Below are 18,770 nucleotides of genomic sequence, written 5' to 3' on the forward strand. Positions count from 1 at the left end.
AGCGGCGTAGGACAGGAACAAGAATGAACACCAGCCACACGTCGTACCTCGAGGTCCGCGACCTCAAGGTCCACTTCCCGACCCAGGACGGCATCGTCAAGGCCACCGACGGGCTCAGCTTCTCCCTCGAGAAGGGCAAGACGCTCGGCATCGTCGGCGAGTCGGGATCGGGCAAGTCGGTCTCGACCTCGACGATCCTCGGTCTGCACCGCAACACCCGCGCCCAGGTCAGCGGCGAGATCCTGCTCGACGGCGTCGACCTGCTGAAGCTCTCCGACGAGGAGATGCGCAAGCGCCGCGGTCTCGACGTCGCGATGATCTTCCAGGACCCGCTCTCGGCGATGCACCCGTACTACACGGTGGGCAACCAGATCATGGAGGCCTACCTGGTCCACAACGACGTCTCGAAGAAGGCGGCTCGCACCCGCACCATTGAGATGCTCGACCGGGTCGGCATCCCGCAGCCCGACCGCCGCGTCGACGACTACCCGCACCAGTTCTCCGGCGGTATGCGTCAGCGCGCGATGATCGCGATGGGCCTGATCAACGACCCGAGCCTGATCATCGCCGACGAGCCGACCACGGCACTCGACGTGACGGTCCAGGCCCAGATCCTCGACCTGCTGCAGGACCTGCAGCGCGAGTTCCACTCGGCGATCATGATCATCACCCACGACCTCGGTGTCGTCGCGGAGATGGCCGACGACGTCCTCGTGATGTACGCCGGCAAGGCCGTCGAGTACGGCTCGACGCGACAGATCCTCACCGACCCGGAGATGCCCTACACCTGGGGCCTGCTCTCCAGCGTGCCGGACGTCAACTCCGACCCGAACGAGCCGCTCATCCCGGTGCCCGGCAACCCGCCGAGCCTGCTCAACCCGCCGACGGGTTGCGCCTTCCACCCGCGCTGCCCGTACGTGGCCGAGGTGCCGGACAACAAGTGCGTCACCACCCAGCCCGACCTCGTCCCGATCACGGCCGGTGACCCGCACCTCAAGCGGTGCCACCTGATCGACCCGGCCAGCCTCTTCGCCAAGACGGGAGCCTCCGCGTGAGCGCCACTCCGGCCACTCCGGCCGCCTCTACCGCCGGTACCCCGGCCAGCACCCCGATCCTCGAGGTCGAGGACCTCCAGATGCACTTCCCGGTGAAGTCGTCGGGGATCATCCGTCGGACCGTGGGTGCGGTCAAGGCCGTCGACGGCGTCTCGTTCACCCTCAACGCCGGCGACTCGCTCGGCCTCGTCGGTGAGTCGGGCTGTGGCAAGTCGACCACCGGCCGCCTGATCACCCGGCTCTACGAGCCGACCGGTGGCTCGATCCGGTTCGAGGGCCAGGACATCACCAGGATCAAGGAGAAGCAGCTGCTGCCGCTTCGCCGCGACATCCAGATGATCTTCCAGGACCCGTACACGTCGCTGAACCCGAAGCAGACCGTCGGCTCGATCGTCGGTGCCCCGTTGGAGATCCACAAGATCGTCCCGAAGGACAAGGTCCTCCCGCGGGTCCAGGAGCTGCTCGAGATCGTCGGTCTCAACCCGGAGCACTACAACCGCTACCCGCACGAGTTCTCCGGCGGTCAGCGCCAGCGCATCGGCATCGCCCGCGCCCTGACGCTGCAGCCGAAGCTCCTCGTCGCCGACGAGCCGGTCTCCGCGCTCGACGTGTCGATCCAGGCCCAGGTGATCAACCTTCTGCAGGACCTGCAGAAGGAGTTCGGGATCGCGTTCCTCTTCATCGCCCACGACCTCGCGATCGTGCGGCACTTCTCGCCGCAGATCGCGGTGATGTACCTGGGCAAGATCGTCGAGATCGGCGACCGCGACACGATCTACGGTCGCCCGCACCACCCGTACACCCAGGCGCTGCTGTCGGCCGCTCCCGACATCAAGCAGGCTCACGTCGGTGGCCGCCGCGAGCGGATCCGGCTGACCGGCGACGTCCCGTCGCCGATCAACCCGCCGTCGGGCTGCCACTTCCGGACCCGGTGCCCGATCGCCCAGGAGATCTGCGCCAAGGTCGAGCCGCCGCTGCTCCAGATCGGCGCGAAGCACAAGGTGGCCTGCCACTTCCCGGGCGACCTCGGTCAGCACCCGAGCAAGCCGATCACGCAGCGCCTGCTCGGTGTCAACGAGTTCGGTGACCACGACCCGGGTCAGGGCCCGGCCATCGAGCTGCCGTCGACCCCCGGTTTCTCCGACACCTGGTTCGACCTGACGAACAACACGATGGGCAAGGCCTGATCCGCCGCCCCGTCCGTCCTTGCGGCGCCTCTAGGCTGACCTGGTGAGTGACGGACTCTTCGAGATCGCCGGTGAGCCGTCGGACGTTTCGTCCGGCGGCTCGCTGGCTGATGCGGACCATGCGCACGCCCCGCTCGCGGTGCGGATGCGGCCGCGGACGTTGGACGAGCTGGTCGGGCAGCGTCACCTCAAGACGCCGGGCTCCCCGCTGCACCAGGTGACCGAGGGGGAGCGCTCGCTCTCGCTCCTGCTGTGGGGGCCGCCGGGGACCGGCAAGACCACCATCGCCTCGATCGTCTCGCGCTCGACGAACCGGACGTTCGTCGAGATCTCGGCCGTCTCGGCCGGGGTCAAGGAGGTCAGGGCCGCGATCGACAGCGCCCGGCGCCGGCTCGCGGCCACCGGTGCGGAGACCGTGCTCTTCGTCGACGAGGTGCACCGCTTCTCCAAGGCCCAGCAGGACGCGCTCCTGCCCGGGGTCGAGAACCGTTGGGTGACGTTGATCGCCGCGACCACGGAGAACCCGTCGTTCTCCGTGGTCTCGCCGCTGCTCTCGCGCAGCCTCCTGCTGCGGCTGGAGTCGCTCACCGAGGACGACATCCGGGGCGTTCTGCGCGCGGGCCTGACCGACGAGCGCGGCTTGGCCGGCGAGTTCGAGATCGCCGACGACGCCCTCGACCACCTGGTCCGTCTCGCCGGCGGGGACGCACGCCGGAGCCTGACCTACCTCGAGGCGGCCGCCGGGGCCGCGCAGGCCGCAGGCAGCAGCGTGATCGACCTGGTCACCGCGGAGACCGCCGCCGACGTCGCCGCCGTGCGCTACGACCGCGACGGTGACCAGCACTACGACGTGATCAGCGCGTTCATCAAGTCCGTCCGCGGCTCCGACGTGGACGGCGCGCTGCACTACCTCGCCCGGATGCTCGAGGCGGGGGAGGACCCGCGCTTCATCGCCCGACGGCTGATGATCTCGGCGAGCGAGGACATCGGCCTGGCCGACCCGACCGCCCTGACGACGGCCGTCGCGGCCGCGCAGACGGTCCAGCTGATCGGGATGCCGGAGGCGCAGCTGACCCTGGCCCACGCCACGATCGCGTTGGCGATCGCCCCCAAGTCCAACGCCGTCACGACCGCGATCGGGGCGGCGCTCGACGACGTCCGAGCCGGGCGGATCGGACAGGTCCCGGCGCCGCTGCGCGACGCGCACTACGCCGGCGCGAAGAAGCTCGGCCACGGTGTCGACTACCGCTACGCCCACGACTACCCGTTCGGGATCGCACCCCAGCAACACCTCCCCGACGCGCTGCTCGACGCCCGGTACTACGAGCCCAAGGAGATCGGCGCCGAGGCGGGGATCAAGGAGCGCTGGGAGCGAGTGCGGCGGATCATCCGGGGTGGTTGAGGTCCGATAGGCTCCATCCTTGTGAACCCGTCCGACCTGCCGCGTGAGTCCCGGATCTGGGCCGCCTCCCGCTGGTCCGGGATCCGTGCCGCCCTGGACCCCGAGGCGCTCTTCCAGGCCCGACTGCTGGCCTCGACCGAGTGGAAGCGGCGGCGGCACGACCGCAAGCTCAAGATCAAGGCCGCCGTGCGTGCCTACCGCGAGGCCCACGGCGACGAGCGCACCGAGTCCCTCAAGGCCGGAGCGCGGGTGCTGCGCCAGCAGATGGCGCAGGCCCAGGTCGACAAGGAGTTCGCGCTCCGCCAGGCGGCGCGCGACAAGCAGCTCAACTCCGCTCCGACGCGGCCCCCCGTGACGTCTGAACTGCCCGCACCACTCGAAGAACTGGATAACGAAAAGTGACCGACCCCCAGTCGTCCGCAGCCGAGTCGCGCCCTGACACCTGGCTGAGCACCGCGGAGATCCGCCGGCGCTTCACCTCGCACTTCGCGGACAACACCGCCCTGCCGCACGAGCCGGTCCGGTCGGCGTCGTTGCTGCTCGACGACCCCAACCTGCTCTTCGTCAACGCCGGCATGGTGCCGTTCAAGCCGTACTTCCTGGGCCAGGCCACGCCGCCGTACCAGCGCGCGACCAGCGTCCAGAAGTGCATCCGGACGCCCGACATCGAAGAGGTCGGCAAGACCACCCGGCACGGGACCTTCTTCGAGATGTGCGGCAACTTCTCCTTCGGCGACTACTTCAAGGAGGGAGCGATCACGCTCGCCTGGGAGCTGGTCACCAAGTCGATCGCCGACGGTGGGTTCGGTTTCGACGAGTCCGTGCTCTACCCGAGCGTGCTCGACGATGACGACGAGGCCGTCGCGCTGTGGAAGAAGATCTCCGGCCTGCCCGACGACCGGATCGTCCGCTTGCCCCCGAGCGAGAACTACTGGTCGATGGGTGTCCCTGGTCCGGGTGGCCCCTGCTCGGAGATCCTGATCGACCGTGGCCCGGCCTTCGGCGCCGACCGCGACTGGGACGCCGGTGACCGCTACCTGGAGTTCTGGAACCTCGTCTTCATGCAGGACGACATCTCGGCCGCCCGCTCGAAGTACGACGTCGACATCGCCGGGAAGCTCGCCCAGACCGGGATCGACACCGGCCTCGGCCTCGAGCGGGTCGCCTACCTGCTCCAGGGCAAGAACAACATGTACGAGACCGACGTGGTCTTCCCCGTGATCGAGAAGGCCGAGGAGCTCACCGGCAAGCGGTACGGCGCGTCGTACGAGGACGACGTCCGCTTCCGCGTGATCGCCGACCACATCCGCTCCTCGCTGATGCTGATCGGCGACGGCGTCACCCCGGGCAACGAGGGCCGTGGCTACGTGCTGCGTCGCCTGATGCGCCGCGCCATCCGCAACGTCCGCCTCCTCGGGTACGGCGACCCCGCGCTGCCCGAGCTGCTGCCGGTCTCCCGCGACAAGATGGGGGAGACCTACACCGAGCTGCACTCCGAGTGGGACCGGATCCTGCGTGTCGCCACGGCGGAGGAGGAGACGTTCCGCAAGACGCTCACCGCCGGCACGCAGATCTTCGACCTGGCCGCGACCGACGTGAAGTCCTCCGGCGCCACCGTCCTGGCCGGTGCTCAGGCCTTCCAGCTGCACGACACCTACGGGTTCCCGATCGACCTCACGCTCGAGATGGCTTCCGAGGCCGGTCTGACGGTGGACGAGGCTGGCTTCCGCTCCCTGATGGCTGAGCAGCGCGAGCGTGCCAAGGCCGACGCCAAGGCGAAGAAGGGCCAGCACGCCGACGTCTCGGTCTACCGCGACATCCTCGACACCAACGGGCCGACCACCTGGCTGGCCTACGAGACGCTCGCCACCGAGTCCGCGCCGATCGCGCTGCTCCAGGAGGGTCGCCCCGCGACCAGTCTGGGCAACGGCGAGGTCGGCGAGCTCGTGCTCGACCGGACCCCGTTCTACGCCGAGTCCGGAGGCCAGGTCGCCGACGCCGGCATCATCGAGTTCGACGGCGGTCGGCTCGAGGTGCTCGACGTCCAGCGCCCCGTCAAGGGTCTGGTCGTTCACCAGGTCCGCGTCGTCGACGGTGAGTTCACGCCGGGGGCGAACGCGCTGCACGCCCAGGTCGACCCCGAGTGGCGGATCGGTGCCCGTCAGGCGCACTCCGGCACCCACGTCGTGCACGCCGCCCTGCGCGAGGTGCTCGGGCCGACCGCCCTCCAGTCCGGCTCCTACAACCGCCCCGGCTACCTGCGCCTCGACTTCGGCTGGACCCAGGGGCTGACCCCGGGCCAGTTCAGCGAGCTGGAGGAGGTCGCCAACAACGCGTTGCGCGCCGACCTGCCGGTCTCCTGGGACTACATGACGTTGGGTCAGGCCAAGGACTGGGGCGCGATCGCGCTCTTCGGTGAGACCTACGACGACTCCAAGGTCCGGGTCGTCGAGATCGGGGGCCCCTGGAGCCGCGAGCTCTGCGGTGGCACCCACGTCGACCACTCCAGCCAGATCGGCACGATCGTGCTGACCGGCGAGGCGTCGGTCGGCTCGGGCAACCGTAGGATCGAGGCCCTGACCGGGGTCGAGGGCTTCCGCTACCTGGCCCGCGAGCGCGACATCGTCGGCCAGCTCACCGAGCTGGTCAAGGCGCAGCCCGACGACCTCGTCGGCCGGATCACGGACCTCACCGAGCGGCTCCGTGCCGCGGAGAAGGAGATCGAGAAGATCCGGGTCGGTCAGCTGCTGGCCTCGGCCGGTGCGATGGCCGAGGCGGCCGCCGACGTCGACGGGGTGGCTGTCGTGGCCGCCCGTGCCGCCGGCGCCGGTGGCGGCGACGTCCGCACGCTCGCGATGGACATCCGGGCCCGACTGGGTGACCGGCCGGCCGTCGTGGTGCTGATCGGCGACGCCGACGACAAGGCGTCCGTCGTGACCGCGACCAACGAGGCCGCGCGTGCTCGGGGGCTCTCGGCCAACACCCTGCTGCGCGGACTCAGCCCGGTCCTCGGCGGCAAGGGCGGAGGCAAGGACGACCTGGCCCAGGGCGGCGGCACCGAGGTGGCTCGGATCGACGAGGCGCTCGCGCTCGTGACCGGTCTGGTCACCGGCGCCTGATCCGATGCGTCACGGAGTACGGCTCGGGATCGACCCCGGGGACGCGCGGATCGGTGTCGCACGCAGCGACCCGACCGGCTTCCTCGCGACCCCGGTCGAGACGATCAAGCTGGACCGCGGCGGCAAGGCCGCACGACGGCGGATCCGGCAGATCGCTGCCGAGATCGCTGAGGAGTCGACCCTGCTCGAGGTCGTCGTCGGCCTGCCGCGCTCGCTCAAGGGCGGGGAGAACCCGGCCACGACCAAGGTCCGGGAGTTCGCCGCGACGCTCGCCGGTTCGCTCGCACCCGTCCCGGTGCGGCTCGTCGATGAACGACTGACGACCGTTTCGGCGGAGGCTATGCTGCGCGACCGAGGTCGCAAGGGCGCCGACCGGCGCTCGGTCGTCGATCAGGCGGCCGCCGTCTTCATCCTGCAACACGCGCTCGACACCGAGCGTGCCTCCGGGAACGCTCCCGGAGAACTGCTCGTGCTTCCGGCCGAACCAGAAGGAACCGATGTCTGAGACTCCCGAGAACGACGGCGTGCGGCCCGACGGCGACGAGCCGTTGGTGCCGGGCTTCGACGACACCGCGGAACGGCCGGCGATGATCGTCCACCTGCCCGAAGGACAGCAGCCCGACGGCGGCAGCGCCGCGGCCGCCGCTGCGGCGCGGGGTGGCAGCCGGCGTGCCGACACCTCCCGCCGTTCCCGGATCCCGGGTTGCCTCGCGGTCCTGGTCGCGATGGCGATCGTGATCGGCCTGGGCTGGTTCGCCTGGGGCAAGGTCAGCGACATGCTCGACGGTTTCGGTGGGCCGTCGGACTACGCGGCCGGCACCCCTGGGACGCCGGTGACCTTCGAGGTGCACGAGGGTGACTCGATCGCCCAGATCGGCCGCAACCTCAAGGCCGAGGGCGTGACCCAGAGCGTCGACGCGTTCATCAACGCTGCCGCCGCGAATCCGGAGTCGGCCGGGATCCAGGTCGGCTTCTACCCCGTGGAGACCGAGATGTCGGCGGAGGAGGCGTTGGAGGTCCTCGTCGACCCCGCCAACATCGTCACCACCACGGTCACGATCCGTGAGGGCCTGCGCCTGACCGACATCGTCGCCACGTTGGCCAAGGAGACCGGGCTGAAGAAGTCGGCGTTCAACAAGGCGCTGCAGAAGCCGAAGTCGATCGGCCTGCCCGACTTCGCCAACGGCAACGCCGAGGGCTACCTCTTCCCGGCGACGTACGCGTTCGGTCCGAAGGACGACGCGACCGCGATGCTCAAGCAGATGGTCGACCGCTGGCGCCAGTCCGTCGGCGACAACGACGTCGAGTCGATCGCCGCCTCGCTCGGGTGCGAGGAGGGGAAGACCACCGGGTGCACGCCCGAGCAGGTCATGACCGTGGCCTCGCTGGTCCAGGCCGAGGGACGCGGCGACGACATGGCCAAGATCGCCCGCGTGATCTACAACCGGCTGCAGAACCACGACGAGGGCACCGTCGGGAAGCTCCAGATCGACGCCACCGTGCTCTACGCCCTCGGCCGTGACGGCAACAGCCCGCTGACCACGGACGAGATCGAGTCGACCGACTCCCCGTACAACACCTACATGTACGCCGGGCTCCCGCCGGGTCCGATCGGTGCTCCTGGGGACGAGGCCATCCAGGCCGCGCTCCACCCGGCCGACGGTGACTGGTACTACTACGTCACCGTCAACCTGGCCACCGGTGAGACCAAGTTCGCCGAGACCTACGACGAGTTCCTGCAGTACAAGGCCGAGTACCAGGAGTACTGCGCCACCCAGTCGGACCGCTGCTGATGCACCGCTGCGCGGTGATCGGCGATCCGGTCGAGCACTCGCTCTCCCCGGTGATCCACACCGCCGCCTACCGGGCAGCCGGCCTCGCCGGGTGGCGGTACGACGCCGTGCGGGTCGAGACCGGAGGGGTCGCTGCCTTCCTGGCCTCGCTGGAGGACTCCGAGGACGAGTGGCGGGGGCTCTCCGTCACCGCTCCGCACAAGCGTGAGGCGCTCGCCCTGGCCAGCACGCTCACCGACCGGGCCCAGCTCGCCGGTGCGGTCAACACCCTGGTGCGCGGCGGCACGGGCTGGGTCGGGGACAACACCGATCTGCCCGGCGCCGTCAACGCGATCCGGGAGCGCCACGCCGCGCAGCTCTCCAGCGCCGTCATCCTCGGCGGCGGTGCGACCGCGGCGTCCGTCGGCATCGCCCTGGCCGAGCTCGGCGTCGGGCGGCTGCGGCTCGCCGTCCGGGACCCTTCCCGGGCCGGCGCCACGGTGGAGGCCATCGCGGCGCACCCGAACGCGCCTGTGATCGAGGTGGACCTGCTCGACGCTGCTGCGCTGGACGGCGACGACCTCGTGGTCTCGACCATCCCGGTGGACGCGCAGGACCGGGACCTGGTGGCCCGCTTCGGCGGCTCGGAGGTGCTCTTCGAGGTGACCTACAACGTCTGGCCGACCCCCCTGGTGGTCGCCGCCGAGATCGCTGGCTCCGCGATCGTCTCCGGGATGGACCTCCTGGTCCACCAGGCGGCCCTCCAGTTCGAGCACTTCACCGGACAGCCGGCACCGCTCGCGGCCATGCGCGAAGCCGGTGAGGCGGCCCTCGCAGCACGCTAGTCTCCGGCCATGGATCCGGCGATGGACTGGTGGGCGGCGGCGATCTGGGCCGTGCTCGGCGCCCTGGCCGGCACGATCGCGCCCCGGCTGATCGCCTCCACGCCCGACATCACCCCGGACCCGAGCGAGAACCCGGACGACTTCCCCGATCCGATCCCGTTCGCCGAGCTCGGTCGGCGCTCTCGGGTCCGGGTCTGGTGCGTCGTGATCGGCGCGATCGCCGCGGGCGTCCTCGGCCTGCTCTTCGGCCTGGTCTGGGGGGTCGGCCTGGTCGTCGTCGTCCTCCCGTTCGCGCTGGCGCTCGCCGTGATCGACCTCGAGACCTGGTACCTGCCGAACCGGCTGATCGTCCCCGCGGCGCTCAGCGCGGCGATCGCGGTGGTCGCCGCGGCGATCGCGCTGGAGGATCCAGCGATCGTGCTCCACGCCCTGTACGGCGGCGCCGGACTGCTCGCCTGGTACGGGCTGTTCTGGTTCATCTCCCCGCGTGCGCTGGCCTTCGGCGACGTGAAGCTCGGCGGGGTGATCGGGCTCGTCCTCGGGCCGTGGGGACTCTCGCCGATCGTGCTCTCGATCATCGCCGCCGGGCTGGTCAGCCTGCTCGCCCTGATCCCGATGCGGCGGCGCGGCTCCAGCATCAACCAGGGCACCACGACCGGACTGATGAAGGCGCACGTGCCGTTCGGCCCCTCGATGCTGGCCGGCGCCTGGCTCGCCCTGATCGCGGCGTGCTGTCTCGGGACCGTGTGACCCCGACACACCAGCACCATCGCCCATGGGAGGATGTGGCCCATGTTGCGTTGGCTGACCGCGGGTGAGTCCCATGGCCCGTCCCTCGTCGCGATCCTCGAAGGCCTGCCGGCCCACGTCCGGCTGACCTCCGACGACGTCGCTGACTCCCTCGCTCGCCGTCGTCTCGGCTACGGCCGCGGCGCCCGGATGAAGTTCGAGGCCGACCAGGTCACCCTCGTCGGCGGCGTCCGGCACGGGGAGACCCAGGGTGGCCCCGTCGCCATCGAGGTCGGCAACAGCGAGTGGCCCAAGTGGGAGACCGTGATGTCGGCCGACCCGGTCGACGCCGACGTCCTCGCCGGTCAGGCGCGCAACGCACCTCTGACCCGGCCCCGCCCGGGCCACGCCGACCTGGTCGGGATGCAGAAGTACGACTTCTCCGACGCTCGTCCGATCCTCGAGCGGGCCTCGGCCCGCGAGACCGCGGCCCGGGTCGCGCTGGGCCGGGTCGCCTCCAACTTCCTGGAGCAGGCGATCGGTGCCCGGATCGTCTCCCACGTGCTCGAGATCGGCGGTGTCCGCACCCCCGGCGCCGAGCTGCCGACCCCCGACGACGTCGCACTCCTCGACGAGAACCCGGTGCGCGTCCTCGACGCGGACGGCTCGAAGCAGATGATCGAGCGGATCGACCAGGCCCACAAGGACGGCGACACCCTCGGCGGTGTCGTCGAGGTCGTGGTCTACGGCCTCCCGCCGGGCCTCGGCTCGCACGTGCACTGGGACCGCCGCCTCGACGCCCGCCTGGCCGGCGCGCTGATGGGCATCCAGGCGATCAAGGGGGTCGAGGTCGGCGACGGGTTCGACCTGGCCGCCACCCCCGGCAGCCAGGCGCACGACGAGATCGTCACCACCCCCGAGGGCATCCGGCGCACGTCGGGTCGCAGCGGTGGCACCGAGGGTGGCATGTCGACCGGTGAGGTCCTGCGCGTCCGGGCGGCGATGAAGCCGATCGCCACCGTTCCGCGGGCGCTGCGCACGATCGACGTCGCCACCGGCGAGGAAGCCGTCGCCCACCACCAGCGCTCCGACGTCTGCGCCGTGCCCGCGGCCGGCATCGTCGCCGAGGCGATGGTCGCGCTCGTGCTCGCCGACGCCGTGCTGGAGAAGTTCGGTGGGGACTCGGTCGCCGAGGTGGCCCGCAACCACCGCTCCTACCTCGACACGCTGCGGTACTCGTGACCGCTCCGCGGGTCGTCCTGATCGGACCGATGGGAGCCGGCAAGACCACGGTCGCCGAGCTCCTCGGTGAGCGGTGGGACCTGCCGGTCCGGGACACCGACGCCGACGTCGAGGCGGTCGCCGGCAAGCCGGTCTCCGACATCTTCGTCGAGGACGGCGAGGACGCCTTCCGTGCACTTGAGCGGACTGCGGTCGCGACCGCGGTCGCCGAGCACGCCGGCGTGCTCTCCCTCGGCGGGGGAGCGGTCCTCGCCGAAGCCACCCGCGAGGTGCTCGTCGGCCAGCGCGTCGTCTTCCTCCGCGTCGGGCTCGCCGACGCGGTCAAGCGGGTCGGACTCGGCACCGGCCGTCCGCTGCTCCTCGGCAACGTCCGCTCCCGGGTCAAGCAGCTGCTCGACGAGCGCACCCCCATCTACGAAGCGGTCGCGACCATGGTCGTCGACACCGACGGCCGGACCCCCGACGAGGTCGCCGACCTGATCGAGCTCGCGCTGAGCGAGCAGAAGGAGCAGTCGTGAGTGAGCCCGTCGTCCTGCCGGTGACCGGCGCGTCGCCGTACGAGGTCGTGATCGGTCGCGACCTCGCCGACCTGCTGCCGGGCATCCTCGGACCTCAGGTCGAGCGCGTCGCCCTGCTGTACGCCGGTGAGCTCGGCGCCCAGGCCGAGCGCATCGCCCGCGCCCTCCAGGACTCCTACGACGTGCACGGCTTCGGCCTGCCTTCGGGCGAGGAGGCCAAGACCGCCGACATCGCCGTCCAGTGCTGGGAAGGCCTCGGCGAGGCCGGCTTCACCCGGTCCGACGCCGTCGTCACCTTCGGCGGGGGAGCCACCACCGACGTCGGAGGCTTCGTCGCGGCGACCTGGCTGCGCGGGGTCCGCGTCGTCCACGTGCCCACCACCCTGCTCGGCATGGTCGACGCCGCGGTCGGCGGGAAGACCGGGATCAACACCGGCGCCGGGAAGAACCTCGTCGGTTCGTTCCACGAGCCCGCCGGGGTGCTCTGCGACCTCGCCACCCTCGAGACCCTGCCCCGCGACGAGCTCGTCTCCGGCCTGGGCGAGGTGATCAAGTGCGGCTTCATCGCCGACCCGGAGATCCTCCGCCTGGTCGAGTCCACCGAACCGGCGGCACTGACCGCTGACTCGCCGGTGCTGGCCGAGCTGATCCAGCGCGCCATCCAGGTCAAGATCGACGTCGTCGTCGCCGACCTCAAGGAGACCGGTGGCGCCAACGGTCATCCGGGCCGCGAGGTGCTCAACTACGGCCACACCCTGGCCCACGCCATCGAGAAGCACAGCGGCTACACCGTCCGGCACGGTGAGGCGGTCGCCATCGGCGCCTGCTACGCCGCCGAGATCTCCCGGCTCGCGGGCCGGCTCGACGACACCGTCGCCGCGCGGCACGCCACGGCCTTCGGTCGGGTCGGTCTGCCGACGACGTACGCCGGAGCCGGGTTCGACGAGCTGATCGGCGCCATGCGGGTCGACAAGAAGGCCCGCGGTTCCGTGCTGCGGTTCCTGGTGCTCGACGGGCTCGCCCAGCCGGGCATCCTCGCCGGCCCGGACGAGGCCCTGCTCCGGGACGCGTTCGCGGTGGTGGCCGGATGAAGGTGCTCGTCCTCAACGGACCCAACCTCGGCCGGCTCGGCAAGCGGGAGCCGGAGATCTACGGCACCACCACGCACGCCGAGCTGACCGACCTCTGCATCGAGTGGGGGGCTGCGCTCGGCCTCGAGGTGGAGGTGCGTCAGACCAACTGGGAGGGCGCGATGGTCGACTGGCTCAACGCCGCCGCCGACGACGCCACCCCGGTGGTGCTCAACGCCGCCGCGTGGACCCACTACTCCTACGCCCTGTACGACGCCTGCGCGCAGCTGACCGCGCCGTTGGTCGAGGTGCACATCAGTGCCCCGAGCAAGCGCGCCGAGGTGTTCCGGCACACGTCGGTGGTCTCGCCGCACGCCACCCTCGTGATCGAGGGTGAAGGGCTGCCGGGGTACCGTCGCGCGCTGGAGTTCATCGCCGGTTCGCGCTGAGTCGCGCCGCGCCGATAAACTCTTCCGCTGGCACGTTCTCGTGCCATGAACTTTTGATACCTGCAGACGAAAAGGCTGGACGATGGCAACCACGAACGACCTCAAGAACGGCATGGTTCTCAACATCGAAGGCGGCCTCTGGCAGGTCGTCGAGTTCCAGCACGTGAAGCCCGGCAAGGGCCCGGCCTTCGTCCGCACCAAGCTGAAGAACGTCGAGTCGGGCAAGAACGTCGACAAGACCTTCAACGCCGGCACCAAGGTCGAGACCGCCACGGTCGACCGCCGCTCCTTCACGTACCTGTACCACGACGGCTCGGCCTACGTGTTCATGGACGTCGAGTCCTACGACCAGCTCGAGGTCCAGGACGACATCGTCGGTGACGTGGCCAACTTCCTGCTCGAGAACCAGGCCGTCAACATCGCCACCAACGAGGGCCGCGTCCTCTTCGTCGAGCTCCCGGCCTCGGTCGAGCTCATCGTCACCTACACCGAGCCCGGCGTCGTCGGCGACTCCGCCACGGGCCGCACCAAGCCGGCCACGCTGGAGACCGGCGCCGAGATCCAGGTCCCGCTCTTCATCGAGCAGGGCGAGAAGATCAAGGTCGACACTCGCGAGGGTGGCTCGTACCTCTCCCGCGTCAAGAGCTGATCGTCGATCCAGTGAGCGCACCCTCCGGCCAGCCCACCGCACGCACCAAGGCGCGCAAGCGGGCTCTCGACATCCTCTTCGCTGCCGAGCAGCGGGGGATCAGCCCGGTCGAGCTGCTCGACTCGGCGATCGCCGACGGCGAGGGGCCGACCAACGTCTACACCTCGACGCTCGTCCGTGGCGCCGCCGCCGAGTCGGCTCGGATCGACGAGCTGCTCGCGACGTACGCCACCGGGTGGACGCTCGACCGGATGCCGGCCGTGGACCGCAACGTCCTGCGGCTCGGCGTCTGGGAGATCCTCTTCGCCACCGACGTGCCGACGCACGTCGCGATCAGCGAGGCGATGCACCTGGTGCGCGAGCTGTCGACCGACGACTCGCCGGTCTTCGTCAACGGTGTGCTCGGCGCGATCGAGCGGGACAAGGCGACTCTGGTCTGAGGTCTGGCCCGAGTTTTCGGGCCACGGCATGCTGGGGGCATGACTGAAGTCGACCTCGTCGTCATCGGAACCGGCCCCGGCGGCGAGACCCTCGCCAGCAGGGCGGCCGCCGCCGGCCTGAGGGTGGTGGCGGTCGACAAGCACCTGGTCGGCGGCGAGTGCCCCTACTACGGGTGCATCCCGACCAAGATCATGGTACGCGGCTCCGACGCGATCGCCGAGGCACGACGCCTGCCCGAGGTCGGCGGCGCCGCCGACGTGGTGCCCTCGTGGTCCACCGTCGCGTGCCGGATCGCCGACCAGGCGACCGACCACTGGGACGACACCGTCGCGGTCGAACGGCTGCAGAAGGCCGGCGCGACGCTGCACCACGGCACCGGCCGGCTGACCGGACCGCGTCAGGTCAGCATCACGCTCGCGGACGGCACCGATCTCCAGTACGACGCCCGGGTCGGTGTCGTGCTCAACCCCGGCACCCGTCCAGCCGCACCGCCGATCGAGGGCCTCGCGGCGACGCCGTACTGGACCAACCGTGATGTCGTGCAGGCCGAGAGCGTGCCGGGCAGCCTGGTCGTGATCGGCGGCGGGCCGATCGCCGTCGAGCTGGCCCAGGTCTTCGCCCGCTTCGGCGCTCGGGTCACGGTCGTGCAGCACGCCGACCGGTTGGTCGAGCGCAACGAGCCCGAGGCCTCGACGATCGTCCACGACGTCTTCGTCACCGAGGGGATCCGGGTGCTCACCGGCACCGACGCGACGGCGGTCAGCCACGCCGACGGCACCTTCACCGTCACCCTCTCCGACGGTCAGGTCCTCGAGTCGGACCGACTGCTCGTCGCCGCCGGGCGGACCTCGAACCTGGACGGGGTCGGCCTCGAGACGATCGGACTCTCCCCGGCGGACCTGCGGGTCGACGACCGGATGCGTGCGGCCGAGGGACTCTGGGTGATCGGCGACGTCGCCGGCCACGGCGCCTTCACCCACGTGTCGATGTACCAGGCCGGGATCGCGCTGCGCGACATCCTCGGCCAGGACGGCCCCGCCGCCGACTACCGAGCACTGCCGCACGTGACGTTCACCGACCCCGAGGTCGCCGGCGTCGGCCTCACCGAGGCGGCCGCCCGGGCTGCCGGAATCACGGTCGCCGTCGGGACCACGGACCTCGCTGCGTCGTCCCGCGGGTTCACCCACGGGCCCGGCGCCACGGGTCACGTCAAGGTGGTGGCCGACACGGACCGCGGTGTCCTGGTCGGGGCGTCGGTCGTCGGCCCGGCAGCCGGGGAGATCATCGGCCTCCTCGTGCTGGCCGTCCATGCCGAGGTTCCGATCGCGCAGCTGCGCACCATGATCTACGCCTACCCGACCTTCCACCGGGCGATCGAGTCCGCGATCGCCGAGCTCCCGGAGTGATGCGCTAGCGTTCGGTTCGTTATCCAGATCCCTTTAACGATCCGTCCCGTGAGGCGGAGAAGGGTGGTGAGCATGAGTGCTCGACCAACGGACACCGGTGCCGGCAGCCCTGTGGCTGACGGACGGATCGTCCTCGACGCCGGCGATGTCGCACGCGCGCTGACGCGTATCTCGCACGAGATCCTGGAGCGGAACAAGGGCGCTGACGGCCTGGTCCTGCTCGGACTCCACACCCGCGGTGTCCCGCTCGCCCGGCGCCTCGCGGCACGGATCGCTGAGGTCGAGGGTGCCCAGATCGAGGTCGGCGAGCTCGATGTCACGATGTACCGCGACGACCTGCGCAACCACCCCACCCGCACTCCGCACAAGACCGCTCTGCCGGCGGGCGGGATCGACGGCAAGGTCGTCGTCCTGGTCGACGACGTGCTCTACAGCGGCCGCACCATCCGTGCCGCCCTGGACGCGCTCTCCGACCTGGGGCGCCCCGCCGCGGTTCGCCTGGCGGTGCTGGTCGACCGTGGCCACCGTGAGCTCCCCATCCGGGCCGACCACGTCGGCAAGAACCTCCCCACCGCGCGCAGCGAGAAGGTCCGGGTCCGGCTCGCCGAGACCGACCGGGCCCAGGCCGGCGACGAGGTGCGGATCGTCGATGGCCCCCTGAAGGACGAAGACATCGCATGAGACATGCAGAGGACCTGGCGTGAAACGTGACCTGCTGAGCATCGACGACGTCACCGCCGACGACATCCGGGTGCTGTTCGAGACCGCAGCCGAGATGCACGACGTGCAGCGGCGCGAGGTCAAGAAGCTCCCCGCCCTGCGTGGGCGCACGGTGATCAACCTCTTCTTCGAGGACTCCACCCGCACCCGTTCGTCCTTCGAGATCGCCGGCAAGTGGCTCTCGGCCGACGTGATCAACCTGTCGGCCAAGGGCTCCTCGGCCTCCAAGGGCGAGAGCCTGCGCGACACGGTGCTGACCGTCACCGCGATGGGGATCGACGGGCTCGTGATGCGGCACAGCGCCTCCGGCTCGGCGCACCAGGTGGCGCAGTGGCTCGACATCCCCGTGATCAACGCGGGTGACGGCACCCACGAGCATCCGACCCAGGCGCTGCTCGACGGCTACACGCTGACCCAGCGACTGGGGTCCCTGGCGGGCAAGCACATCGCGATCGTCGGCGACCTGACCCACAGCCGGGTCTTCCGGTCCAACGTGAAGTCGCTGACCAAGCTCGGCGCGACCGTCACCGCCGTGGCGCCGCCGACGCTGATGCCGACCGCTCCGGGGGACTGGGAGCAGCAGTTCGCGACGTCGTACCACCTGGACGAGGTCCTGCCGGACGCCGACGCGGTGATGATGCTGCGGGTCCAGAAGGAGCGGATGAGCGGCGGGTTCTTCCCGTCGGCGCGGGAGTACACCGTCGGATACGGCCTCACCCGGTCGCGCCTGGAGAAGCTGAAGCCGGGCACCCCGATCCTGCACCCGGGCCCGATGAACCGTGGCCTCGAGATCTCCCCGGAGGCGGCCGACGCGGTCGACTCCGCCGTCCTGGACCAGGTCTCCGCCGGCGTCGCCGTGCGGATGGCCGTCCTGTACCACCTGCTGGCCGGAGAGGAAGCGCGCGCGTGAGCACCACGAAGAACGAGGCCGTCATCAAGGGGGCGGCGTTGCTGGGCGGCGACGCCGTCGACATCGCGGTCGAGGACGGACTGATCAGCGCGATCACGCCGTCGGCGGAGCCCTCGGGCCTCGTCGTGCTGCCCGGTCTCGTCGACCTGCACACCCACCTGCGCGAGCCCGGCCGGGAGGACGCCGAGACGGTCCTCTCCGGATCACGCGCGGCAGCCGCGGGTGGATTCACCGCGATCCTCGCGATGGCGAACACGTCGCCGGTCACCGACACCGCGGAGAGGGCCGAGCACGTCCTCGACCTCGGCCGTGCCGCCGGTCTGGTCGACGTGCAGCCCGTCGGGGCCGTGACCAAGGCGCTCGAGGGTGACGAGCTCGCCGAAATCGCCCTGATGGCGCACTCCGAGGCGCAGGTCCGGGTCTTCTCCGACGACGGCAAGTGCGTCAGCGACGCCCGCCTGATGCGTCGCGCGCTGGAGTACGTCAAGGCCTTCGACGGTGTGATCAGCCAGCACAGCCAGGACCCGGCGCTCGCACCGCACGGCGCCTGCTGCCACGAGGGTCCGGTCTCGGCCCAGCTCGGTCTGCCGGGATGGCCCGGGATCGCCGAGTCCGTGATCGTGGCCCGCGACGTCGAGCTCGCCCGCCACACCGGCTCCCGGGTCCACGTCGCGCACGTGTCGACCGCCGCCTCGGTCGAGATCATCCGGGCGGCCAAGGCCGCCGGGGTCCGGATCACGGCCGAGGTCACCCCGCACCACCTGATCCTCGAGACGGACCTGCTGGTCGGCTACGACCCGGTCTACAAGGTCAACCCGCCGCTGCGCCCGATGGAGGACATCGTCGCGGTGCGCGAGGCCCTGCTCGACGGCACCATCGACGCGGTCGCCACCGACCACGCGCCGCACGCCCGGCACGACAAGGAGCACGCGTTCATCGACGCCGCCTTCGGGATGCTCGGGTTGGAGACCGCGCTGCCCGTGGTGTGGACGGTGCTGGGCGAGCAGCTCGGCTGGGCCGGCATCGCGCGGGTGATGTCGCACAACCCCGCCGCGATCGCCGGGCTCGACGGCCACGGTGCGCCGCTGGCGGTCGGCGAGCCCGCCAACCTCACGCTGGTCGACCCCGCCGCGACGTGGACCGTCGACCGGGACGCCTCGCTGTCGCTGAGCCGGAACAACCCCTGGCACGGCCGGGAGCTGACCGGCGCGGTCGTGGCGACGTACCTGCGCGGGAAGCAGACCTACGCCCGATGA

At 70.7% G+C, this 18,770-nt stretch carries 19 protein-coding genes; all 19 read left to right on the plus strand.

Annotated features, from left to right (window positions below; genetic code table 11):
• Window positions 1–23 precede the first annotated feature (23 nt).
• Entirely contained in the window at window positions 24–1,055 is a 1,032-nt protein-coding gene (locus tag ACZ5J1_RS06390; protein ID WP_464563595.1) for an ABC transporter ATP-binding protein, read from the plus strand.
• Window positions 1,052–2,242: an ABC transporter ATP-binding protein gene (locus tag ACZ5J1_RS06395; protein WP_464563597.1), complete on the plus strand. Its 1,191-nt coding sequence runs from the start codon at window positions 1,052–1,054 to the stop codon at window positions 2,240–2,242. Before ACZ5J1_RS06390 ends, ACZ5J1_RS06395 begins: the two co-directional genes overlap by 4 nt.
• 40 nt (window positions 2,243–2,282) lie before the next feature.
• Window positions 2,283–3,644, plus strand: a complete 1,362-nt coding sequence (locus ACZ5J1_RS06400) for a replication-associated recombination protein A (RefSeq protein ID WP_464564726.1) — start codon at window positions 2,283–2,285, stop codon at window positions 3,642–3,644.
• 21 nt (window positions 3,645–3,665) lie between these two features.
• The gene (locus ACZ5J1_RS06405; protein WP_464563599.1) at window positions 3,666–4,046 is read left to right on the plus strand and encodes a hypothetical protein; all 381 of its coding nucleotides are present in this window, start codon (window positions 3,666–3,668) and stop codon (window positions 4,044–4,046) included.
• A 44-nt stretch (window positions 4,047–4,090) separates the two neighbouring features.
• A complete protein-coding gene (gene alaS / locus ACZ5J1_RS06410; protein WP_464564728.1) occupies window positions 4,091–6,763 on the plus strand; it encodes an alanine--tRNA ligase in 2,673 nt (890 codons plus the stop codon).
• A 4-nt stretch (window positions 6,764–6,767) separates the two neighbouring features.
• Complete coding sequence (ruvX, locus tag ACZ5J1_RS06415) at window positions 6,768–7,268, plus strand: Holliday junction resolvase RuvX (RefSeq protein WP_464563601.1); 501 nt, start codon at window positions 6,768–6,770, stop codon at window positions 7,266–7,268.
• Entirely contained in the window at window positions 7,261–8,556 is a 1,296-nt protein-coding gene (gene mltG, locus ACZ5J1_RS06420; protein ID WP_464563603.1) for an endolytic transglycosylase MltG, read from the plus strand. Before ruvX ends, mltG begins: the two co-directional genes overlap by 8 nt.
• On the plus strand, window positions 8,556–9,380 hold the full coding sequence (locus ACZ5J1_RS06425; RefSeq protein ID WP_464563605.1) for a shikimate dehydrogenase: 825 nt from the start codon (window positions 8,556–8,558) through the stop codon (window positions 9,378–9,380). The genes mltG and ACZ5J1_RS06425 overlap by 1 nt, the downstream gene beginning before the upstream one ends.
• A 9-nt stretch (window positions 9,381–9,389) precedes the next feature.
• Window positions 9,390–10,130, plus strand: a complete 741-nt coding sequence (locus ACZ5J1_RS06430) for a prepilin peptidase (protein WP_464563607.1) — start codon at window positions 9,390–9,392, stop codon at window positions 10,128–10,130.
• A 42-nt stretch (window positions 10,131–10,172) separates the two neighbouring features.
• Window positions 10,173–11,351 (plus strand): chorismate synthase, encoded by a 1,179-nt coding sequence (aroC, locus tag ACZ5J1_RS06435; RefSeq protein WP_464563609.1) that lies wholly within the window; start codon window positions 10,173–10,175, stop codon window positions 11,349–11,351.
• A complete protein-coding gene (locus ACZ5J1_RS06440) occupies window positions 11,348–11,869 on the plus strand; it encodes a shikimate kinase (protein ID WP_464563611.1) in 522 nt (173 codons plus the stop codon). The genes aroC and ACZ5J1_RS06440 overlap by 4 nt, the downstream gene beginning before the upstream one ends.
• Window positions 11,866–12,960 (plus strand): 3-dehydroquinate synthase, encoded by a 1,095-nt coding sequence (aroB, locus tag ACZ5J1_RS06445; protein ID WP_464563613.1) that lies wholly within the window; start codon window positions 11,866–11,868, stop codon window positions 12,958–12,960. Before ACZ5J1_RS06440 ends, aroB begins: the two co-directional genes overlap by 4 nt.
• The gene (locus ACZ5J1_RS06450) at window positions 12,957–13,388 is read left to right on the plus strand and encodes a type II 3-dehydroquinate dehydratase (RefSeq protein WP_464563615.1); all 432 of its coding nucleotides are present in this window, start codon (window positions 12,957–12,959) and stop codon (window positions 13,386–13,388) included. Before aroB ends, ACZ5J1_RS06450 begins: the two co-directional genes overlap by 4 nt.
• A gap of 82 nt (window positions 13,389–13,470) precedes the next feature.
• Complete coding sequence (gene efp / locus ACZ5J1_RS06455) at window positions 13,471–14,037, plus strand: elongation factor P (protein ID WP_464563617.1); 567 nt, start codon at window positions 13,471–13,473, stop codon at window positions 14,035–14,037.
• An 11-nt stretch (window positions 14,038–14,048) separates the two neighbouring features.
• On the plus strand, window positions 14,049–14,477 hold the full coding sequence (gene nusB / locus ACZ5J1_RS06460; RefSeq protein ID WP_464563619.1) for a transcription antitermination factor NusB: 429 nt from the start codon (window positions 14,049–14,051) through the stop codon (window positions 14,475–14,477).
• A 39-nt stretch (window positions 14,478–14,516) separates the two neighbouring features.
• A complete protein-coding gene (locus tag ACZ5J1_RS06465) occupies window positions 14,517–15,884 on the plus strand; it encodes a dihydrolipoyl dehydrogenase family protein (RefSeq protein ID WP_464563621.1) in 1,368 nt (455 codons plus the stop codon).
• A 72-nt stretch (window positions 15,885–15,956) separates the two neighbouring features.
• A complete protein-coding gene (gene pyrR, locus ACZ5J1_RS06470; RefSeq protein ID WP_464563623.1) occupies window positions 15,957–16,565 on the plus strand; it encodes a bifunctional pyr operon transcriptional regulator/uracil phosphoribosyltransferase PyrR in 609 nt (202 codons plus the stop codon).
• A 19-nt stretch (window positions 16,566–16,584) separates the two neighbouring features.
• Window positions 16,585–17,514 (plus strand): aspartate carbamoyltransferase catalytic subunit, encoded by a 930-nt coding sequence (locus ACZ5J1_RS06475; protein WP_464563625.1) that lies wholly within the window; start codon window positions 16,585–16,587, stop codon window positions 17,512–17,514.
• On the plus strand, window positions 17,511–18,770 hold the full coding sequence (locus ACZ5J1_RS06480; protein ID WP_464563627.1) for a dihydroorotase: 1,260 nt from the start codon (window positions 17,511–17,513) through the stop codon (window positions 18,768–18,770). The genes ACZ5J1_RS06475 and ACZ5J1_RS06480 overlap by 4 nt, the downstream gene beginning before the upstream one ends.

The organism is Nocardioides sp. JCM 18999 (assembly GCF_055391175.1).

Coding starts and splice junctions, on each gene's coding strand:
- ACZ5J1_RS06390 (WP_464563595.1), top strand. CDS start 24: ATGAACACCAGCCACACGTCGTACCTCGAGGTCCGCGACCTCAAGGTC.
- ruvX (WP_464563601.1), top strand. CDS start 6,768: ATGCGTCACGGAGTACGGCTCGGGATCGACCCCGGGGACGCGCGGATC.
- mltG (WP_464563603.1), top strand. CDS start 7,261: ATGTCTGAGACTCCCGAGAACGACGGCGTGCGGCCCGACGGCGACGAG.
- ACZ5J1_RS06425 (WP_464563605.1), top strand. CDS start 8,556: ATGCACCGCTGCGCGGTGATCGGCGATCCGGTCGAGCACTCGCTCTCC.
- ACZ5J1_RS06430 (WP_464563607.1), top strand. CDS start 9,390: ATGGATCCGGCGATGGACTGGTGGGCGGCGGCGATCTGGGCCGTGCTC.
- aroC (WP_464563609.1), top strand. CDS start 10,173: ATGTTGCGTTGGCTGACCGCGGGTGAGTCCCATGGCCCGTCCCTCGTC.
- ACZ5J1_RS06450 (WP_464563615.1), top strand. CDS start 12,957: ATGAAGGTGCTCGTCCTCAACGGACCCAACCTCGGCCGGCTCGGCAAG.
- efp (WP_464563617.1), top strand. CDS start 13,471: ATGGCAACCACGAACGACCTCAAGAACGGCATGGTTCTCAACATCGAA.
- ACZ5J1_RS06465 (WP_464563621.1), top strand. CDS start 14,517: ATGACTGAAGTCGACCTCGTCGTCATCGGAACCGGCCCCGGCGGCGAG.
- pyrR (WP_464563623.1), top strand. CDS start 15,957: ATGAGTGCTCGACCAACGGACACCGGTGCCGGCAGCCCTGTGGCTGAC.